This window comes from Peribacillus alkalitolerans (genome assembly GCF_010882125.1).
GTDB classification, from domain to species: domain Bacteria; phylum Bacillota; class Bacilli; order Bacillales; family DSM-1321; genus Bacillus_BN; species Bacillus_BN alkalitolerans.
In genome coordinates this window covers 16,686-36,371 of record NZ_JAAGVZ010000028.1, presented here as the reverse complement: position 1 = coordinate 36,371, position 19,686 = coordinate 16,686, and the positions used below count along the sequence as shown (strand labels likewise).

The window sequence follows — 19,686 nt, the reverse complement described above, 5'->3', positions numbered from 1 at the left end:
CTTTAGTAATTACATAAACTTTCGAACCGCCGTATACCGAACGGTACGTACGGTGGTGTGAGAGGTCGGCACGGTAACGTGCCTCCTACTCGATTTGAATATTCGGCGGTTTGTTGAATAAGGATATTTTCCTGTTTTAAGCGGATTAGAATTTCAAACAAATCTTACACGAAAACAGGTATTGAATATAACAAGAACATAGGAGGAATGAGATATGAAGATCAATAGAATAGATCATGTGAGTATAAACGTAAATGATCTTTCAGCGGCTAAAGCGTTTTTTCTTGATTTAGGACTTGAAGTGCAGGCGGAATGGGAATTGGATGGAGAACTGTTGGACAAAATAGTTGGGCTTAATGGTGTTAAAACGGCATGTGTAGGAATGGGGATGCCAGATGGTCAGGCATGGATAGAGCTAGTCAAATTTTATACGCCGTCAGATGAAAAAGATATTCAGCAACCTTCTGCAAATACGCTAGGTATCCGACATATTTGCTTTGCTGTTGAAGATATTGAAGCTATTGTTGCCAAATTGAAAAATAAGGGCACGGAAATCTTTAGTGAGATACAGCAATATGAAGAAAGTTATAAGTTATGCTACGTTCGTGGTCCAGAGGGAATTATTTTAGAGTTGGCGGAGAAAATCAGATAAATATTGAATGGAACTTTAAATGAATTAGATCTCCAATTCTAAAGATTTCTTCTTAAACTATTGGGGGCAAGAGTTAATGAGGGTGATCGCTGCGGCGGTCTTTTTGTTTGTTTGACTAAACCAGCTAATAGTTTGTCAATATTTTTCATTAAAAACTTTAAATTCTTCATGCTATACTAAAAATATGTATGCCAAATAACCTTCCGTTCTCACAAAGTTGGAAGGTTTTGTGTTTTTTAGTTGAATTTAGGTTCTAAGCTATATCTTGGAATACCGTATTGTTTTTTAACAGGGCAAAAATCCAATGTAACAGCTTATTTAAACATGCTATTACAGCCACTTTAAAAGGCTTACCTTCTTCACGCTTCTTGTCATAAAACTCTCGCATTCTCTTGTTGCGTGGGATGATTTCATCGGTTGTTTTTGTCTTTCGACAATCGCGAATAGCACAACGAACCGCCATATATAAGGCATGCCGAAGCCTACTAGATCCTCTTTTAGTGATTTTATTTCTGGTGGCTGTAAATTTACCAGATTCAAAGACACTAGGATCAACACCAGCGAAGGCTACAAGCTTCTTAGGATTGTTAAATCGATCTATCTCTCCAATTTCAGATATAATCGTGGCAGCGATTTTTTCTCCAATACTAGGGATAGATTTGATAATATTATATTCTTCAACTTCCTTAGCGAGAGCGTCTATCTCTGACTCTAACTTTGATAGATGCTCTTTGTATTGAAGAAGAATGTTAATATACATACCAAGGCTCAATATATGACTCTGATACACAGTCTTTTCAAAAGGATTTCGAATTGCCGCAGCTTTAAGCTGTTTGGCTTTCTCTTTTGCCCATTTGCTAGATCGACTTTTACAAAACTCACGTATCTTGTTAGTAATGATTTCTTCATCTGCACTCAAAATATCTTCAGAAGAGGGAAACTCTGAAAGAGTTAAGAGTGAGACGACTGAATATAGGTCCCAAAAAACCCCTATATATTCAGGAAAGACTTGTTCAAGCACAGCCTGAAATTGAAGCTTTGTTTGTATCATGACACCAGTTATATTTTCATGTTGTCTTGTGAGATTACGAAGATTTAACAGTTGGACTCCTCGCTTTTTATATGGCTCTAATTCCTCTTTATAGAATAATTCACAAAGAAGGTAAGCATCGATCGCGTCTGTTTTTACTTTTCTTAGACTTGTACCCTTTGCCTTATAGGAAATCAAAGGATTAATAATAATTAATAAATATCCTCTATCCTCTAAATAATGAACAACAGGAGTCTGATAATGCCCAGTTGATTCTAGTACGACTGAAGGCTTTTGCCCCGTTTCAATCTTTATTTCCTCAAGAAATTCTAAAAGTAAGCCTAGCCCCTCAACTGTATGAGGTACTTTAAAGCTCTTACGATACGGTTTGCCTTTATCCAAAAATGCTTGTACCTGACTGTCTCCTTTTGACACATCCAGACCAACGACTGGATTCATTCTTAATCTCCTCCTAGACTAGTAATTTGCCAGTAACCCCTAATTCCTCCATGCAGTATCACAGCTTCGCTTGTTATACGAGATCTATGTCCCAACCAGGCTAATCATGTTTCTACAGGTAGGGGGCGAACGGTTTAGTTGACGGGGTTAAACCCCACGGGTAGTTACGTTCTACGCTGGCTACTGTAATAATAAAACCTTATAAAAAATGGTCAACCAGAAATATCTGGCTGACCTTATAATACGAAGGGGCAGCATTCCTGTAATGACTGAAAATGAGATTTGAACAAAAAAATAACCTCTTGGTAGAATGAGAGTGTACTGAAGCTGGGCAGCGAAAAGGACATTACTCATATACCAGGAGGCTTTAAAATGAATTATAACCAAAATGAAAAGATTGCTCAAATTACTTCTCAGACTCTTATTATAGGCGTTGATATAGCCAAGTTCAAGCATGTCGCACGCGCGCAAGATTTCAGAGGAATGGAGTTTAGTGCCCCTTGTTATTTCGAAAATACCAAGCAGGGATTTCAACTATTTCTCCAGTGGATTCATCATTTGAAGCAAGAACAGAACATGGAAAAAGTGATAGTAGGCATGGAGCCTACCGGTCATTATTGGCTTAATTTAGCTCACATTCTAAAAGAAAATGAGATTAAGTTTGTCGCTGTGAATCCATTGCATGTAAAGAGAAGTAAGGAACTCGACGACAATTCACCGACTAAGAACGATGTGAAAGATGCCAGAGTTATTGCACAGTTGGTCAAGGATGGTAGATACGCTGAACCTACGGTTCCTCAAGGAGTTTATGCAGAACTCCGCGTGGCGAAAAAAATTCGTGATCTCCTGTCTGAAGACCTCCAAACGGTTCAAGGACAGATTCATAACTGGATAGATCGATATTTTCCAGAGTTTCTGAAAGTCTTTAAAAAATGGGAAGGGAAAGCAGCCCTGCAATTTTTAAGATTAGGAGTCTTACCACATGAACTGCTTGGATACTCTGACCAAGATCTATTAAATCATCTAAGAAAATCAGTGAAACGTAGTGTGGGAATGAACAAGATACATGAGTTGAAACAAGCAGCCAATGAGTCCATCGGACTTCGACAAGGAGCTACAATGGCCAAGCTAGAACTGACCACCCTGCTTGATAAATATGATCTAATCCAAATGAAATTCGAAGAATTAAATATACAAATAGACAAATTGATTGAACATATCCCAGGTGTCCAACAAATGTTGGCCATCAAGGGTGTAGGGAGAGATACTGTTGCCGGATTTTTCGCGGAAGTGGGAGATCTTGGAGACTACTCTCATCCTAGACAAATCATAAAGTTGGCTGGATTGAGCTTGAAGGAGAATACTTCTGGTAAGCATAAGGGACAAACCAGGATTACTAAAAGAGGTAGGAAGAAGCTGAGGGCTCTTCTCTTCAGGGTTTGTATGATTATGGTCGCAAAGAACTCTGCATTTAAGGCCTTACACGCTTACTATACGCAACGTCCAGATAATCCACTAAAGAAAATGCAGTCTCTGATTGCATTGTGTAATAAGTTAATCCGGATTTTCTTTGCCATTGGGAAGAAACAATTTGAGTTTAGTGAAGAGAGAATGTTAAAGGATATCCCTCATATGAGAGAAAGAGTAGTAGAAAAAGCAGCGTAATCTAGTAAGAACAGTTTTGTAGCAAGTAGTTTTTTTGGTGTCATACGTCACGTACATTTGAAGCACGGATTAGTCAGCAAAGCAACTAAACTTCGGGCAAAGACCCTGTGGGGCAGCATGACTGACATCCACCTCATGGAAAGGTTGGACGAAGGAATTTGAGAGCGTAGACTCTGTGAGACATGGGAGGGTTGACCTCCATGAGATATGTGGACATCCACCAGTGCGATCATAATTTAACTCATCCACCATTTTTTGTAAGTGAGTGGCTAATGAGCTATGAATCTTTTTTCTTCAAAGGTCCAAATTTATCCTTTAGAGATAAATCCAACCATATTAATGACATATAACACCAAATTATCTAATTGTGAAATACTGAGAAAACCAGAGAAAACGGGCGATTTCGCTTTCTTTATTGAGGGAGATTAGTTGAAGAAAGAATACATCATAATTTGTAGGGTAATATACAAGGAAAACATAATCTAGAGGATGAAAGTAATGGATATTATAAAAATAATATTTGCTGGAATAATATTTTTATATGCAATTTATTCTATTTTTCGGTCTATAAGGCATAGTAAAGAACTCAAAAAAGCTCTTAAAGAGAATAGGTTAAAAACTTATTCGGGAAAAGTGGATAGAGAATATAAAAGAACAATAATTGAAGTAATTATTTTAATTATTTTAAGCACATTATATCATTTATTATTTTAATCAATTAAGGTGTGTAAGAATTCAAGATTTAGCCGCCATTCCTGGCGGCTTTTATTGTTTAACAAAAGGGAGTTTAGTTTAACAATCGTCATTAACTTTTTTTCAACAATCGGAACATATAGTTGAATAAGGCATATTGAGGTAACGGGGCAAAATAGTTCAGCAATTTGCCCACCTAAATATAAATATAAAAAGGTATATAGGATTTTTTCGTGAATAAACTACATTATGCTAATGTAAGTTGATATGCGGTTGCAATGAACAAATACTTAGGTTAAAAGGAGATTTTTATTTGTGACACAAACATCAAGAACTATTCCTGGAGCTGCAGTACGCGGAACGGCATCTGGTGTATTTTTCATGGCGTTTTTCGGTACTCTGTGGGCGTACACAGGAATTATGGGATTGCAAGGCTGGGGAGTTCCATGGTTGTTAGTTGCTACTGTTATCATAGGTATAGCTCTGTTCATCGGCGGTGTTTCATTAATACGTGCATCGCGAGAATTAACGAATCAAGTTTCAAAAACAGATTTAAGGCGTGGGAAGCGTACGAGGTTTTGGTTTAACATTATTTTCGCGGCAGAGGGTTTGGCTATAGCAATTACGATTACTGTCTGTAACGCTACTCGTCACACTGAACTTATACCTGTCTTAATAGCTATTATTGTCGGTGTTCATTTTATCCCATTGGCACCTCTATTCCAAGTTAGACTCTATTATTTTACAGGGGCACTCCTTTGTTTACTTGCTATTATTACATTAATGTTTGTGCCTGCGAAGGTCACACTTGGGGAACATCAAATAAATACATTTATGTCTGTAGTAGGCTTTGGCTCTGCCCTGATCTTGTGGGGAACTGGTCTGTCAATATGGTTAATGGGTAGAAGATTGCTAGGTATCGTCCCGAAATAAATTACAAAAAAGTGAGATCAGACTTTAAAGCGAAAAAATATGTTTATTGTACAATAAAATGAAAGGCAGAGGTACTTACTTATTCTGTAGATTTATAATAAAAATTGATCATTTTTAATAAAGTTTGATAAAAAATAGCCTCTTCGGATAGATATCCGTAAGAGGCTATTTTGTGTATTGAATTTTAAAGAATATAAAAAGCAAACTAAACTTTATAAAGAAATGGGTTCCAATCGTACCTTGCCAGCAGGTTACAGCGAACACAATTTAGGTTTATCGCTTGATGTGGGAAGTACCCAAGGGAAGATGGCGGTAGCACCTGAGGGAGAGTGGATTGCAGAAAACGCTTGGAAATACGGGTTTACTCTACGTTATCCAGAGGATAAAACGGACATAACGGGAATTATGAATGAACCATGGCATATCCGCTATGTCAGTTTACCACATAGTGCGATTATGAAAGAAAAGAATTTTGTTTTAGAGGAATATTTAGACTATCTAAAAGAACAAAAACATATTTCTGCTACTGTAAATGGTCAAAAATATGAGGTCTTTTATTATCCTGTTAATGAAAATACCACTATTACTGTGCCAGCCAATCTTCGTTATGAAGTATCGGGCAATAATACGGATGGTGTGATTGTGACAGTATTTCCTGATAACGTGTAGAAAGTCAAGGAAGGTGAGGGTGCGGTATAAACTGAACGAAATTGATGGACGGTATTATGGTACAGGCACTATTTGCCTTGTATGTGTATGCTTTATTCAAAATCATTCTGTTCAAGTTTAACTCGATTAATTTCAGAGGAATCTGGGAAACCCAGATTTTATCTTGAATCGGTTGTTAAAACCATATCCACCTATGATTTATTTGCTAAATTAAATGAAAACATACTGTTTGTTGAATAGATAATTGAACGAACTAGAAAGACCCGTCACAAAGGTGGCGGTTATTTTTTTTATAAACATTAAGAAATTTTAAGAAAAAGTTTATTTTTTTTTAAGAATTTTTTTAGAGGGAGTTTATAATTGTGTACTAACATAATAGAAGTAGTAACAAAGTCAATGAGTGTCTGGGTCTTTTCATTAAATAATAAAGAACGGGAGGCAGGTGAATTTGATGTGGAGGTGGCTGACAATAGTTATTGGAGGCATTATCCTCCTTCAGGGATGTGTCTCTGATAATGATTTAGAAATAAATACACCGGAAAAAGAGATAAGGGAAGAAATAGATATGACTGAAAAATTAATTCAAGCTGCAGAACTCAAGGAAACAGAAACAATAAAGAGATTGATTAAGGAAGGTGTCGATATAAATACAAAGGACTCAGAAGGACGAACTGCTACTATGATCGCAACTTATAATAATGATGTCGAAACCGCTAAAGTCTTGATTAATGCGGGGGCTGACATCAACATTCAAGATAACATGAAAAACAATCCTTTTTTATATGCCGGTGCAGAAGGATATGTTGAAATTCTTAAGCTTACAATCAAAGCAGGTGCGGATCCGGCGATGATTAACCGTTATGGAGGAACTGCATTGATTCCTGCTTCAGAACATGGTCATATAGATGCTATCAATGAACTACTCACCAAGACTGATATTGATGTTAATCATGTAAATGATCTCGGTTGGACCGCATTAATGGAAGCAATCGTGTTGAATAACGGTGGTGTAAGACAACAGCAAGCCATACAATTGCTAATCGAGCATGGGGCGGATGTGAACATTCCAGATAGAAATAATATAACTCCTTTGCAACATGCACGTGAGAATGGATTTAAGAAGATTGAACAAATATTGTTAACATCAGGAGCAAAATAGCCAGATTGTATAAGCTTCCAAGTAAAATTAATACCGTTTTACTGCTTAAATATTAGGATAATCTAAAAAACACCAAAATAAGAAAATGAGGAGACGATAAAAATGAACAAAAAAGCAAAAGCAATATCATCAATACTGCTCGGATTCACATTAGTATTAACAGGGTGCAGTGCTAGTGCTAACGCCCAAGAAAATCATAGTAAACAGAATCAAGAACAAGCTGTTAAAGAGACTAAAAAGGAAAATAAGTTAACCAAAGGACAGGAAATGGCTAACATTCTTAGCAGTACAAATTGGCAAGGTACAAGAGTGTATGACAAAGATAATAATGACTTAACAAAAGAGAACACAAATTTTATTGGTCTTGCGAAATATGATGTGAAATCAGGAAGATATGAATTTTTCGATGCTAAGACAGGTAAAAGTCGTGGCGATAAGGGAACATTCTTTATCACCAATGATGGGAAGAAAAGAATATTGATTTCAGAATCAATGAATTATCAAGCAGTTGTCGAAATGACAAAACTAAATAAAGATGTTTTTACTTATAAAAGAATGGGAAAAGATGCTAAAGGCAACGAGGTAGAAGTTTTCGTTGAACATGTTCCATATAAAGAAAAAGAGCTTTCTTTTACTGATCCGGACAAGCAGTTGGACACTACTACGGGAGATATCGTTAAAGACGTTGATGGAGATAAAATTTTAGGGAACACCCTTTGGCACGGAACAAAGGTACTAGATGAAGACGGCAATGATTTAACAAAGTATAATACTTTGTTTATTAGTATAGCAAAATTTGATGACAAGACTAATAAATATGAGTTTTTCAATCCTGAAACAGGCAAAAGCCGCGGTGATTTTGGTTACTTCGATATTGTACACGAAAATAAAATAAGAGCCCATGTTTCAATTGGCGTTAATAAGTATGGTGCAGCTCTTGAACTTACCGAACTTAATAATAATAAATTTACGTATAAAAGAACTGGTAAAGACAAAGATGGCAAGGACATAACTGTATTCGTTGAACATGAACCATATAAAGTTGATCTTAAACCAAAATTTACTAAATGAAAAACGTCAAATAAGATTAGCATCTAGTCAAAAAGGGAATGGATTTCTCCTTTCCCTTATTGTTTTCCTTTAACAAGGAAAGAATTAATTAGAATTTCTTTTATTGAATTTAAACTGTCAGAAATTTAACTGAAATGACGGGTTTAGTACAAAAGATTGTGATACTTACTACTAAAATTATGGGCTTATCATTAATAAGATACATTAATAATCTTCCAGAATCCGGAGCCATTCTTAAGTAGGAGGCGTCTTTTTGTATTTGAACGTTTTGTTAAACAAAGATTTTAAAAATTGAGAAATTCTTGGTCAACTGAACTTTTTTCTCCGACAATGGTATTCCCAATTTCAAATTTATAGAACTATAGTGTTTATAGGTGAAAGTTTATTCAGCAAGGCCAATGTTACTGTCTTAAAATTACATTAACAGTTTTTAATTTAAATCATTAATGGAGGTTTTGAAATGGATAAATTCATGCAACGAGCAGTAGAACTAGCGGTAGAAAATGTTCGTGAGGGTGGACAACCTTTTGGTGCAGTACTTGTGAAAAATAACAACGTTGTTGCTGAAGGTGTTAATGAGCTGCACAAAACTTATGATGTTAGTGGACATGCGGAATTACTGGCTATCCGGCGCGCGCAAGAGCAATTAAAGACGAATGATCTATCCGGTTATACAATGTATGCAAGTGGGGAGCCTTGTCCGATGTGTCTAACGGCAATGTACTTTGCTGGAATCGAAAAGGTTTTTTATTGTGCTTCAGTTGAGAATGCAGTTGAAGTGGGATTAGGGAAATCTAAAATTATATATGAGGATTTACAAAAATCAAAAGCAGAACGCTCACTATCGATGATACAAATGCCATTAAATGAAGGGCAAAAAAATCCAATGAAGCTTTGGAAGGAGAGAACGTAGTCTTGGGAAACTGTGGGTTTAATGATTCAGGAAACAAGGTAATATAAGTTAATTGATCTTCAGCAAACGGCGCTTTTCTTTAGTAAGAAGGCGTCTTTTTGATATGCCACTACACATTAAGGGAATAGATTTTGTTAAGCTAAAAAAAGATTGTGAAGATTTTCACTTAAACTAAAGGGGGCGTTGGTTGATGATCAGAGCTGTCATTTAGGCAGCTTTTCTTTTTCAACTAAAGTGGTAGGTTAGCTAAATAAGATAGTAAGTAAACCTTCAGATAGTAGCAAGAAAAAAGTAAAAAGGGGATTAGGGATGATTCGAAAATTCAATTTAAATGAACTGATTTATCTTATTGGAGGTACTATTGGCAGGGAATGCGAGTAGTAATTAAACAAGCCATTGCATACATTTAAAAATAAAAATGACTAAACAATTAGTCATTAAGAGGAGGAATAATCATGAATAAAGTAAGCGAAAGAATCAAAACTTATTTTATGAATTTCGAAGAGGCGAATAATTTGTATAGTCCAGATCTGCTTGAACCACTTGTGAGTGATCCTTTGGTGGGTGCTTATCCTTCCGGAGATGTACACGCAATAAAGAAAGAAGATTATTTAGCTGGGACAAAAGAGTCTGGTGAATACTTAAAATCTTTAGGTTATAAATCCTTTACGCTAACCCCAGTGGCCGAAACACTACTGAAAGATAACTATGTATTAGTAGAGGTTCTTGGAAAAGTAAGAGTAGAGAAAGAATCCGGACAAACTTTTGATCTCGTACATGATTCATTTTACATACTACATGTGAAAGAGGACTCAATAAAGATGGTTTTTACGATTACTCATGATGACCCTATGAAAATGATGGAAGATCAAGGTTTTTAGTCATTATAGAGGTGGTGAATCACCTGAGTAAACAAAAAGGGTTTGGTAGTCGGATTTATATTGGCAAAGATATACCAAATATGGGCAATATTATATGAAAAAGAGGGTATTGTTTTAGGAGTAGGTACTCTGTTAGAAGAACCGTATTTGGAAAGTAAACCATTATGGAAAACTATCAATGAAAACCCTGGAACAACAACATTCATAACTACCATTCTATTTCTAGGAGTAGGACTGTTTTTTTCATACTTTTTAATAACAACAAAAAACAATTATAAATCTAAATAAATTAACTTTTACTCAGCTAACGTGTGCGTTGGTCCAAGAAGGATTGACGCATTTTTTGGTTGAATTTATTGAAAAAACAGGGCGGTTTAGTAAAAGAAGGTATATTATAATGATAGGTAACAATTTGTTAGTAATTGTAAGTTTCGTAAAAAAGGAATGTCATTAACAATGAAACTAAAAAATCATAAAAATTCATTTCGAGATTTAAATTTATTTGAAAAGATGCTGGTTATTACAGCGTCAACACTCCTTGTCGTACTATCCATTACACTTGTTATAGGGATTTTTTTCTTTGGGATTGTAGGCTTTTTTAGATTATTTGGAGTGGAATATACATCTCCATACTCTATTTTAGGTTTTGTTTTGTTTTTCTTTGTTTTTGGTTTAGTATTGGATTTATTCGCCAATGTTCTTATTAAGTTATCATCCCAATATATATCAGATAAATTTAAATTATTTATAACACGACTGCTTATTGATTGCACATTTAATTGGTTAGCTTTTCATACTATTGATGAACTAATGAAAAGTATTACAATTCCATTAACAATTGAGATCGTTACAATTTTATTATTATTCTTTATTGAAGTTGCCTTTGATGATAAGGAGAAAAATAAAAAGTAAATTCTTATTTGTCTTTTTCATATGTGCTACTTCGTTAACGGGGGCGTTGATCCAAGAAGGATTAATGCTCTTTTTTGTTGAATTGAGCTAAAAGGTCCGGTTAGTATCATAAGACAATATATTCCCATAATGAAGAGGATTAGGTGAAACCTATATAGAAAGAAAACGTAATATTTAAGAGAATCCACGTTGATTTTACTGAATTCTTAGGGGGAGTATTATGGTTGATACGATTATTAACGTTATTATTTCAATGATTATAATGATTCCTATATATGGGGTGCTACTATGGACATACTTTTATCCTGAAGAAAGTTATTTATTTGGAAATCGATGGATGTACAAAGAGGAACCAGAAATATCAAGAACCGCTATTCGATATGCTAAGTTCGTGTCAATTACGCTTATGCTTGGAATTCCATTTATTTTATTGAATTTCTTCTTCTATGAAGTTTATTTGCTCAGACTTGTGTTAGTAGTACTTCCTCTAGTGTTGATATTTGGGGCTTTTAAAATATTCACAGATGAAAAACATGATTAATCTAATGGGGACAATTATATTAATTGGACTAGCTCCTATAGTCCTATCAATACTATTACCTATCTATTTTTCTACGAAAAAACACAAAAATAATTAACATTAAAATTTAGAACTAGCTGTCATTGCGACAGCTTTTCTCTTTTAATTAAAGGGGCCGTTTAGTTTAATAAGCTTTATTTGTAAAATGAAAAGGTTCTGAGAGTTAAGGATGGAATTTAATATATAAATTCATATTTTTAAGTTAGGGGGAAAAAATGAAAAACCTTGTAATTGGTGGTATTGGAATTCTATCCAGCACCCTTTTATTCGGAATGACACTTATATCGGCAGCAGTCTATTCGTTATATTCATCTGAAGAAGGTGGGATAGGACGGAGCTCTAATTTTGGTCAGTTCGGAACAGCTTTGTATAACATTGGATTCATACCTTTATTGTTGAGTATAATTTTCTTTTTTATCGGCATTTATTATTTTCATAAAAGTATTAAGGAGTAATCTATTCCAACTAACTCATTCGTTTCTGTAATAATCAGGAACGGTTTTTTTTACTTAGCAGGTTTGTGGAATTTCAGAAAAAATTCAGTAATAGACTTATTAATACTTGAAATATAATCCTCCTTTTAAAAAGAGTTTAACATAAATTTCCAATTATTTCTTTACCATCTCATCTCCTTTTACATATTTCTCTTATATACCTAAATTTCCTATACAATAGATAAATCTTGTAGAAATAACAGGACCTTTCGAGTGAAGATTCAGCTGCCATTTCGGAAGATTAATATTGACCTAAAGGGCAGTATAGTTGAAGATGGCTCGGTTAAAATTTTATCGAGGTGACCATAAATGACAATTAAATTTACAGAAGAGACGAACGAAAACTTTATGCGGCGATGTATTTTCTTTTAAAGGAATTGATTTATTGGATAATATATATGCAGGGGTTTTCGAAAGAATGGACATTGAGGACGATGTAGAAAAAAGTGAGACAAAAGAATTTTTCGAATAGATATTAAAAATAGGAGAAGCTCGACCACAAATTGATATTTATACAGAAGATGAAGTTGAAGCAGAACTCAGGAAAAAAAGAAGATGAAATTTGGGAATGGCTTGAGTACAATGTATTTTATGATAAGTATGGTAGATACATTTTTATCAATTAAAAATTGATTTATATTTACTTCTTCAACTCGGGGTGAATTATTAAAAATAAAGGGTGATTAAAAATTGGGCAATCCAGTAAAGCTACAATATATTATTGAAGAATTGGAAATGGAGTTTGAAGAGTCTCGGACATTTCTTAAAATAGAAACAGGTGAAATTATTTCAGTAACTTCGGAAGACTTAATAGCAGCTGAAGAGGAAAAACCAATTAATCATTTACCTGATTGGCAACAAGAAAATAGAAATGTTGCAATTGATGTATTTGAAAACTTTGAGAATTACATAGAGCTACCGACAAAATATGAAGTTAACGAATATGAGATTATAGAAGATTTTTGCCTGTCGGTAAGTGATCTAGAAAAACGAAATTTGTTATTAAATGCAATTCAGGGAAAGGGTGCCTTTAGAAGATTTAAGGATAAAATCATCGATTTTGATATTGAAGATCAATGGTATTCATATCGTGACGAACGATATAAAGAGATTGCTATAGATTGGTGTAAAGTCAACAATGTAAACTATATTGAATAAAAGTCATTTTAAGAACAAGGGCGATTTCTTTATCGGTAGCTCTTAGTTCAACTAACGTGCTTGAGTAGGAGTACAAGGTTGTTTTGCGACTATTTTCTTAATTTAGTTAAAGGGGAAGGATACTTGAGAAAGGGTTTGGAAAATTGAGAACACTTGAATATAACTTACTCCCTGAAGCATATGGTTCAAAGGGAAATTTTGTATCAAAGAAAGGTACACCAGCAGAATTAATATTTGATACGGGAATGCTATTACTAGATTTTCAAAAGGTAATCCCAACACTTGATATAGTTAATAGGTTGTTCCTAAAAGGTGATTATCCTCGTGCAGGAGAGTGGGAACCATTTGAAATTAATAATGATGAGTATTTAGAGTTAGTAGAACGACTAACTTCTTTACAATTGGCTCGTCCATATAGAACTAGTTAAAGATAACAACTTGCTATAGTTCGTGAAACCTTTCACTTAAACTAAATGGGGCTATAGTTGAACAAGAAAAATAATTAATACATAAAAAAGGCACCGTAAATTTCGGTGTCTTTTTTGTGCGATTTAACTTGTTATTTTCCAAACTATTTTAAGTTTTGGACTTCAAAACAAAACCCGTTACCATGAAATGCCTTTTTACTATGTTAGATATAGAACAGATCATTATTTTCTTCATTCATTTTTTCACATATTACAATCCTTATGTTATCTCATAGTGTAATAAATTGAAACACTTACACAAAGAGAAGAAGCAGGGATTACAACCTTTATTGGATGTAAATAAATATATCGGTCATACTAATGAAAAGGGGTGAAATGATGAATAGTAAAAACATGTATTCCGCTGCTGTTTTGGAAGAAAATGTGATAGATGAAATTAAGGCGTTTGAAAACAAGATTAAATCACAAACCAATAAAGATGTTGTGGTGATTGCATATGAGAAAGAGGGAAGACTTGATTAATATCAGGTCTTTTTTTTTGCTCTTTTCGAATAGATTGTTGTTATTATAAAGATTGTCCGTTGATTGCAGCGAGAGGCACTTGCTTTCCACGGGGAGGGTGGGGTCTCCCACTTCCCTCTTTTTCTTTCAGAAGTAGTGAGAGGTAGTTATATAACCATTAGAGACCTATTTACCAATTAAAATACAAAAATAAACCTCGACAATTAGTGTTCGAGGTTGCTTGTGAAAATATTTTATTTGTACATATTTGATTTCTTATCCTCAATTACCTTTTACGCTGCATCCATTTTATTTTAGGTTCATTTCCTTCTCTTATCCTCTTTATGTTCGCTCGGTGTCTATAAACAATAAAGATTGCCATCAAGGCTACAACGATGATTAAAAGAAGATCACCAGTTATAATCGCACCTATTAACGCAATGATTGCAGTAATTATAGAAGAAAGTGAAACATACTTTGTTATGTACAAGGTAATAAAAAACACTGGAAACAACAGTAGAAACAATAAAGGTGCATAACCAAGCAAAACTCCACCTGATGTTGCTACGGCTTTACCGCCTTTGAATCCAGCAAATATTGGATACATATGGCCTACGATCGCAAATACTCCGACTAAAAGTGGATGTAGGTCTACTCCTAATAAAAAAGGTAGAGCGGTAGCTAATGTACCTTTCAAAACGTCCATGATCGTAACGATTAATCCTGCTTTAACACCTAGAGTTCTAAAAGTGTTCGTTCCTCCCAGGTTTCCGCTCCCGTGCTCTCTTATATCGGTTGAATAGAACATCTTACCGATAATTAACCCCGATGGGATGGAGCCAATTAAATACGAAAGAATAATAACTAAAAACGTCATTTGATTAGCCCTTTCTAAATCTTTTCTTGAATCATGCAGTGCTATTATTTTACCACGACTTTTGAGATAAAACCTTAAGAATTTTCAATTAAAGCCTTTTTAAGTGTATTGATTGAGAAACTTTTCCATATGACATACAATGAGGCAGAATTCTAGAAAAAGGTAGGTGTATACCATGAAAACTACATTTTCTTCTTTGCAATGGATGGCATTTATGTTTGCTAGTTCTATAGTGGCCCCAATTGCAGTTGCCGGGTTATTTGGGCTAGATGCTGCTGCTACTTCCTCTTTCGTACAAAGGAATATGTTTGTAATGGGAGTAGCGGGAATTCTTCAAGCCTATTTCGGTCATCGATTGCCAATTAATGATGGGCCAGCAGGAATATGGTGGGGGATTTTTACGGTCTATGCTGGTCTTTCAGGCACTTTATTTTCTAGCGAATTAGAAACGTTACAAGCTTTACAAGGCGCATTAATTGCAAGTGGTGTCATTTTTATTTTATTAAGTGTATTTGGACTGATCAAACCACTTAGCAAGTTATTCACTCCAGCCGTAACAGGAGTTTATCTCCTTCTATTAGTTCTTCAGCTTAGCAAAAGTTTTGTGATTGGCATGCTTGGAATAGGATATAGGCAAGACTCGATAGATGGAAAAGTGGCCATGCTATGTTTCCTCATAGTTGCTTTTACCATACTACTTTCTATTAGTACTAAACCCTTGTTAAGACAATACGCCATACTATTATCACTAGCATTTGGTTGGACTTTATTCGGGGTGTTTGGATTAACTGCAACCATACCTTTACACTCTGGAAATATGATGAGTTTCCCAAAAGTTTTAGTTTTTGGTGGTCCCATTTTTGATGGTGGTTTGATTGTAGCATCACTATTTGTGACACTTTTACTCATTACTAACATGATTGCAAGTATACGGATTGTTGAACAAGTAGTGCAAGGTTATGGAAAAACTACCGCCAAAAATCGGGAGAATTATGCTGGTATGATGGGGGGCATCAGTCAAATTGTTGCTGGTTTATTTAGCACAATGGGACCTGTTCCTTTATCGGGGGCAGGGGGGGTCATACAGACTACAAAAACAGTAAGCCGTTTGCCCTTTGTCTTAGGATGTTGTTTAGTAATACTTGTTTCATTATTTCCTGCAATGATGAATTTTTTATCAAGCTTACCCACTCCTGTAGGTTATTCTGTTAGTTTTGTTGTTTTTGCGGGGATGATTGGATTAGCACTGCAAGATATACAAAGAAGTGACAACCCAAACTTAAAATTGTCCATAGGCATCTCCCTTTTTATTGGAGTGGGCTGTATGTTCGTTCCTGTTGATTCATTTGTCGGCTTGTCTCCAATCGTCACAGCCATTTTTTCAAATGGACTAATTGTGGGAACGATTGCGATCATTATAGGCCAACAACTCGTGAGTTACTTGGATCGCTCATCTCAACATGAGAAGCATAAGGATAAATAGGTTGAGATTGTAATAACATCTTAAATGGTAACAGAAAATATAGAAATCAACATGACTCTTTTGAGTTTGATTTTAATGACAACACTTGAATAGTTCCCTGAATTGGAAAAGGTACTTAATGAGTTAGGTGGAAAGATCACGGAAGAAGACATGTCGGAAATGAATGCTTCGGTAGATATAGACAAAGAGGATGTAAAAAAGTCGCAAAAGACTCTTTAAAAGTTTTATTTCAGGAGTAAAAATTAGCTTTGCGATTTCTTGTGTTGTTATAATGACTAAAAAGGAAAGGATGATTGATATGATTCAAAATCCAACACGTGAAGAAATGGGGAAAATCTTAAAGGCTTCAAAACGTATTGCTGTAGTAGGCCTGTCAGATAATCCAGAAAGAACGTCATACATGGTATCCAAAGCCATGCAAGATAATGGATACGAAATCATTCCTGTGAATCCATCCATTGAGGAAGCGTTAGGAGTTAAAGCTGTTCCTACGTTAAAAGATATTGAAGGACATGTTGATATCGTCAACGTATTTAGAAGATCTGAAGCACTCCCTGAAATAGCAAAAGAATTTTCTGAAATTGATGCAGACATTTTTTGGGCACAATTAGGGGTAGAAAATGAAGAAGCTTATCAATTCCTTAAGGATAAAGGGCATACAGTAATCATGGACCGCTGCATAAAAGTGGAACATGCATTAACTAAATAACATTTGATGAACAAGGATAAGCTTAATAAAAGCATATATCCTTGTTTTTTTATCCTTTAATTAAAGAAATGGCTCAAGATTAGGACATCCAATTTGAAGATAGTATATAATTTCTTTTCACTAATGTTTGGCTTTAGCTCATTTACTTCCGTTAAATATCGAGTATTTTCAATAAAATTTTCCAAAACGAACAAAAAGATTATTTGCGAAAAAATTTTTTAACGATACAATAAGTCATAGACTTTACCATTAAAGAACAATGATCTTATTGTAAAACGAGGTTGTAATGGAAAGTCGAAACCGAACGATTGTTCTTAGTATGGTATAATAATTATTACATCTGATTAAAATCAATTTTAAAACTAAAAATGCAAGGTTCAGAGTCTTAGGGGAGAAATAAAAATCTAAGACTGATTTGGTGGATGTTTTGTTAGAAAGGGGAATGTCAGTGGCTAGGAATACTAAAACCATTGAATATAACGACGATGCCATCCAGGTACTGGAAGGGTTGGAGGCTGTACGTAAACGACCAGGGATGTATATTGGTAGTACGGATGCAAGAGGTCTTCATCACCTCGTTTATGAAATTGTAGATAATTCTATCGATGAAGCGCTAGCAGGGCATGGCGATACGATCATCGTAAAAATACATAAAGACAATAGCATTAGTGTAGTTGATAAGGGGAGAGGTATGCCTACTGGAATGCATAAACTCGGTAAACCAACCCCAGAAGTCATCCTGACAGTCCTACATGCAGGTGGGAAATTTGGACAGGGCGGCTATAAAACAAGCGGTGGATTGCATGGAGTAGGTGCTTCGGTAGTTAATGCACTTTCCGTTTGGCTTGATGTTACCATTAAGAGAGACGGTAATTTGTATAAACAACGCTTTGAGAATGGTGGTAAACCCGTTACGACTCTTGAAAAAGTTGGGACAAGCAAATCAAACGGGACGACAATCCATTTTAAACCAGACGCTTCGATTTTTTCTACAACTACTTTTAACTTTGAGACTTTATCTGAGCGCTTAAGAGAATCTGCTTTCTTAATGAAGGGGATGAAAATTGAGCTGATCGATGAGAGGGATGGACAACATGAAACATTCCATTATGATAATGGTATCGAAGCATTTGTCCAATATTTGAATGAAGATAAAGAAACTCTTCATCCAGTAGTTAGCTTTGAAGGGGAGCAAAACGGTATTGAATTAGATTTTGCATTCCAATTCAACGATGGTTACTCTGATAATGTCTTGAGCTTTGTCAATAATGTTCGGACGAAGGATGGAGGAACACATGAAATTGGCTCTAAAGCAGCCATGACTCGTGTGTTCAATGAGTATGCCCGTAAAACAGGCATGCTAAAGGAAAAAGATAAAAATCTTGAAGGTACTGATATCCGTGAAGGATTAGCAGCCATTATTTCAGTGAGAATCCCTGAAGAATTACTTCAATTTGAAGGCCAGACAAAAAGCAAATTAGGAACAAGTGAAGCACGTTCAAGTGTGGACTCGATTGTTTCAGAACATTTAGCATATTTCCTTCAAGAAAATCCTGAAACTGCTTCTATGCTTATTAAAAAATCGATTAAAGCATACCAAGCACGTGAGGCGGCTAGAAAAGCTCGTGAGGATGCAAGGAGTGGCAAAAAGAGAAAGAAATCTGATTCGATTCTTTCTGGAAAACTAACACCTGCTCAGTCCAGGAACCCTCAGAAAAATGAATTGTACCTAGTTGAGGGTGATTCTGCAGGTGGCTCTGCTAAGCAAGGTCGTGACCGTAAATTCCAGGCAGTTTTGCCTTTACGAGGTAAGGTCATCAATACCGAGAAAGCCAAGCTTTCGGATATCTTTAAAAATGAAGAAATTAACACTATCATTCACGCAATTGGTGGTGGCGTTGGACCTGATTTTAACGTTGGCGACATCAACTATGACAAAATCGTAATCATGACTGATGCTGACACAGATGGAGCCCATATCCAAGTCTTGTTACTAACGTTCTTTTATCGGTATATGCGACCTTTAATTGAGGAAGGAAAGATCTTTATCGCATTGCCACCTCTATATAAAGTAAGTAAAGGTACAGGAAAAAAAGAAGTGATTGAGTATGCTTGGAATGATGACGAACTTCAAGGTACCATCAAAAAAGTTGGTAAAGGATATATCATTCAAAGATATAAAGGTCTTGGAGAGATGAATGCAGACCAGCTTTGGGATACTACGATGAATCCAGAGACCAGAACATTGATCAGGGTACGAATAGATGATGCTGCCCGTGCAGAAAGACGTGTGTCTACATTGATGGGAGATAAAGTAGAACCTCGTAGAAAATGGATTGAAACCCATGTCGCATTTGGTATGGAAGAGGATTCAAATATCCTAGACAATCAGAACATGATCATCACGGAGGAGGTCTAA

General features: G+C 35.3%; 20 protein-coding genes. 18 read left to right on the top strand and 2 right to left on the bottom strand.

Translation table 11 applies throughout. The features are described 5' to 3' along the window. Nucleotides 1-214: 214 nt before the first annotated feature. Nucleotides 215-652 carry a VOC family protein gene (locus G3O09_RS20100; protein WP_163103228.1) on the top strand — a complete coding sequence of 146 codons (438 nt, stop codon included), beginning with the start codon at nt 215-217 and terminating at the stop codon, nt 650-652. 253 nt (nt 653-905) lie between these two features. Here the strand turns inward: G3O09_RS20100 and G3O09_RS20095 are convergent, their stop codons facing one another. Further along, entirely contained in the window at nt 906-2,141 is a 1,236-nt protein-coding gene (locus tag G3O09_RS20095) for an IS110 family RNA-guided transposase (protein WP_163103227.1), read from the bottom strand. A gap of 372 nt (nt 2,142-2,513) precedes the next feature. Between G3O09_RS20095 and G3O09_RS20090 the strand changes: the two genes are divergently transcribed. From G3O09_RS20090 to G3O09_RS20030, 14 genes are all read left to right on the top strand, one after another. Next, nucleotides 2,514-3,806 (top strand): IS110 family RNA-guided transposase, encoded by a 1,293-nt coding sequence (locus G3O09_RS20090; protein ID WP_163103226.1) that lies wholly within the window; start codon nt 2,514-2,516, stop codon nt 3,804-3,806. Nucleotides 3,807-4,304: 498 nt separating this feature from the next. Further along, nucleotides 4,305-4,520, top strand: coding sequence for a hypothetical protein (locus tag G3O09_RS22235; RefSeq protein WP_205439693.1), 216 nt, complete (start codon nt 4,305-4,307; stop codon nt 4,518-4,520). A 294-nt stretch (nt 4,521-4,814) separates the two neighbouring features. Next, a complete protein-coding gene (locus G3O09_RS20085; protein WP_163103225.1) occupies nt 4,815-5,432 on the top strand; it encodes a hypothetical protein in 618 nt (205 codons plus the stop codon). Between the two features lie 147 nt (nt 5,433-5,579). After that, nucleotides 5,580-6,101: a M15 family metallopeptidase gene (locus G3O09_RS20080; protein ID WP_163103232.1), complete on the top strand. Its 522-nt coding sequence runs from the start codon at nt 5,580-5,582 to the stop codon at nt 6,099-6,101. 451 nt (nt 6,102-6,552) lie between these two features. Next, on the top strand, nt 6,553-7,260 hold the full coding sequence (locus G3O09_RS20075) for an ankyrin repeat domain-containing protein (RefSeq protein WP_163103231.1): 708 nt from the start codon (nt 6,553-6,555) through the stop codon (nt 7,258-7,260). 102 nt (nt 7,261-7,362) lie between these two features. Then, nucleotides 7,363-8,331, top strand: a complete 969-nt coding sequence (locus tag G3O09_RS20070; RefSeq protein ID WP_163103224.1) for a DUF4822 domain-containing protein — start codon at nt 7,363-7,365, stop codon at nt 8,329-8,331. Between the two features lie 460 nt (nt 8,332-8,791). Continuing rightward, nucleotides 8,792-9,244 (top strand): nucleoside deaminase, encoded by a 453-nt coding sequence (locus G3O09_RS20065; protein WP_163103223.1) that lies wholly within the window; start codon nt 8,792-8,794, stop codon nt 9,242-9,244. A gap of 455 nt (nt 9,245-9,699) precedes the next feature. After that, the gene (locus G3O09_RS20060) at nt 9,700-10,125 is read left to right on the top strand and encodes a hypothetical protein (RefSeq protein WP_163103222.1); all 426 of its coding nucleotides are present in this window, start codon (nt 9,700-9,702) and stop codon (nt 10,123-10,125) included. Nucleotides 10,126-10,581: 456 nt separating this feature from the next. Further along, nucleotides 10,582-11,037 carry a YrvL family regulatory protein gene (locus G3O09_RS20055; protein ID WP_163103221.1) on the top strand — a complete coding sequence of 152 codons (456 nt, stop codon included), beginning with the start codon at nt 10,582-10,584 and terminating at the stop codon, nt 11,035-11,037. A 220-nt stretch (nt 11,038-11,257) separates the two neighbouring features. Then, a complete protein-coding gene (locus tag G3O09_RS20050; protein ID WP_205439692.1) occupies nt 11,258-11,578 on the top strand; it encodes a hypothetical protein in 321 nt (106 codons plus the stop codon). Nucleotides 11,579-11,832: 254 nt separating this feature from the next. Continuing rightward, the gene (locus tag G3O09_RS20045) at nt 11,833-12,072 is read left to right on the top strand and encodes a hypothetical protein (RefSeq protein ID WP_163103220.1); all 240 of its coding nucleotides are present in this window, start codon (nt 11,833-11,835) and stop codon (nt 12,070-12,072) included. A gap of 729 nt (nt 12,073-12,801) precedes the next feature. Further along, nucleotides 12,802-13,269: a UPF0158 family protein gene (locus G3O09_RS20040; RefSeq protein WP_163103219.1), complete on the top strand. Its 468-nt coding sequence runs from the start codon at nt 12,802-12,804 to the stop codon at nt 13,267-13,269. Nucleotides 13,270-13,412: 143 nt separating this feature from the next. Beyond that, nucleotides 13,413-13,697, top strand: coding sequence for a hypothetical protein (locus G3O09_RS20035; protein ID WP_163103218.1), 285 nt, complete (start codon nt 13,413-13,415; stop codon nt 13,695-13,697). 378 nt (nt 13,698-14,075) lie between these two features. Further along, nucleotides 14,076-14,219 (top strand): hypothetical protein, encoded by a 144-nt coding sequence (locus G3O09_RS20030; protein ID WP_163103217.1) that lies wholly within the window; start codon nt 14,076-14,078, stop codon nt 14,217-14,219. A gap of 265 nt (nt 14,220-14,484) precedes the next feature. Here G3O09_RS20030 and plsY read toward each other — a convergent pair whose 3' ends face one another. Beyond that, on the bottom strand, nt 14,485-15,075 hold the full coding sequence (gene plsY, locus G3O09_RS20025) for a glycerol-3-phosphate 1-O-acyltransferase PlsY (protein ID WP_163103216.1): 591 nt from the start codon (nt 15,073-15,075) through the stop codon (nt 14,485-14,487). Between the two features lie 175 nt (nt 15,076-15,250). On the opposite strand from plsY, the gene G3O09_RS20020 reads away from it, so the two are divergent. From G3O09_RS20020 to parE, 3 genes are all read left to right on the top strand, one after another. Next, nucleotides 15,251-16,558, top strand: a complete 1,308-nt coding sequence (locus G3O09_RS20020) for a purine/pyrimidine permease (protein WP_163103215.1) — start codon at nt 15,251-15,253, stop codon at nt 16,556-16,558. Between the two features lie 298 nt (nt 16,559-16,856). Further along, nucleotides 16,857-17,267 (top strand): CoA-binding protein, encoded by a 411-nt coding sequence (locus G3O09_RS20015; RefSeq protein ID WP_163103214.1) that lies wholly within the window; start codon nt 16,857-16,859, stop codon nt 17,265-17,267. A gap of 442 nt (nt 17,268-17,709) precedes the next feature. Then, nucleotides 17,710-19,686 carry a DNA topoisomerase IV subunit B gene (parE, locus tag G3O09_RS20010; protein ID WP_240338506.1) on the top strand — a complete coding sequence of 659 codons (1,977 nt, stop codon included), beginning with the start codon at nt 17,710-17,712 and terminating at the stop codon, nt 19,684-19,686.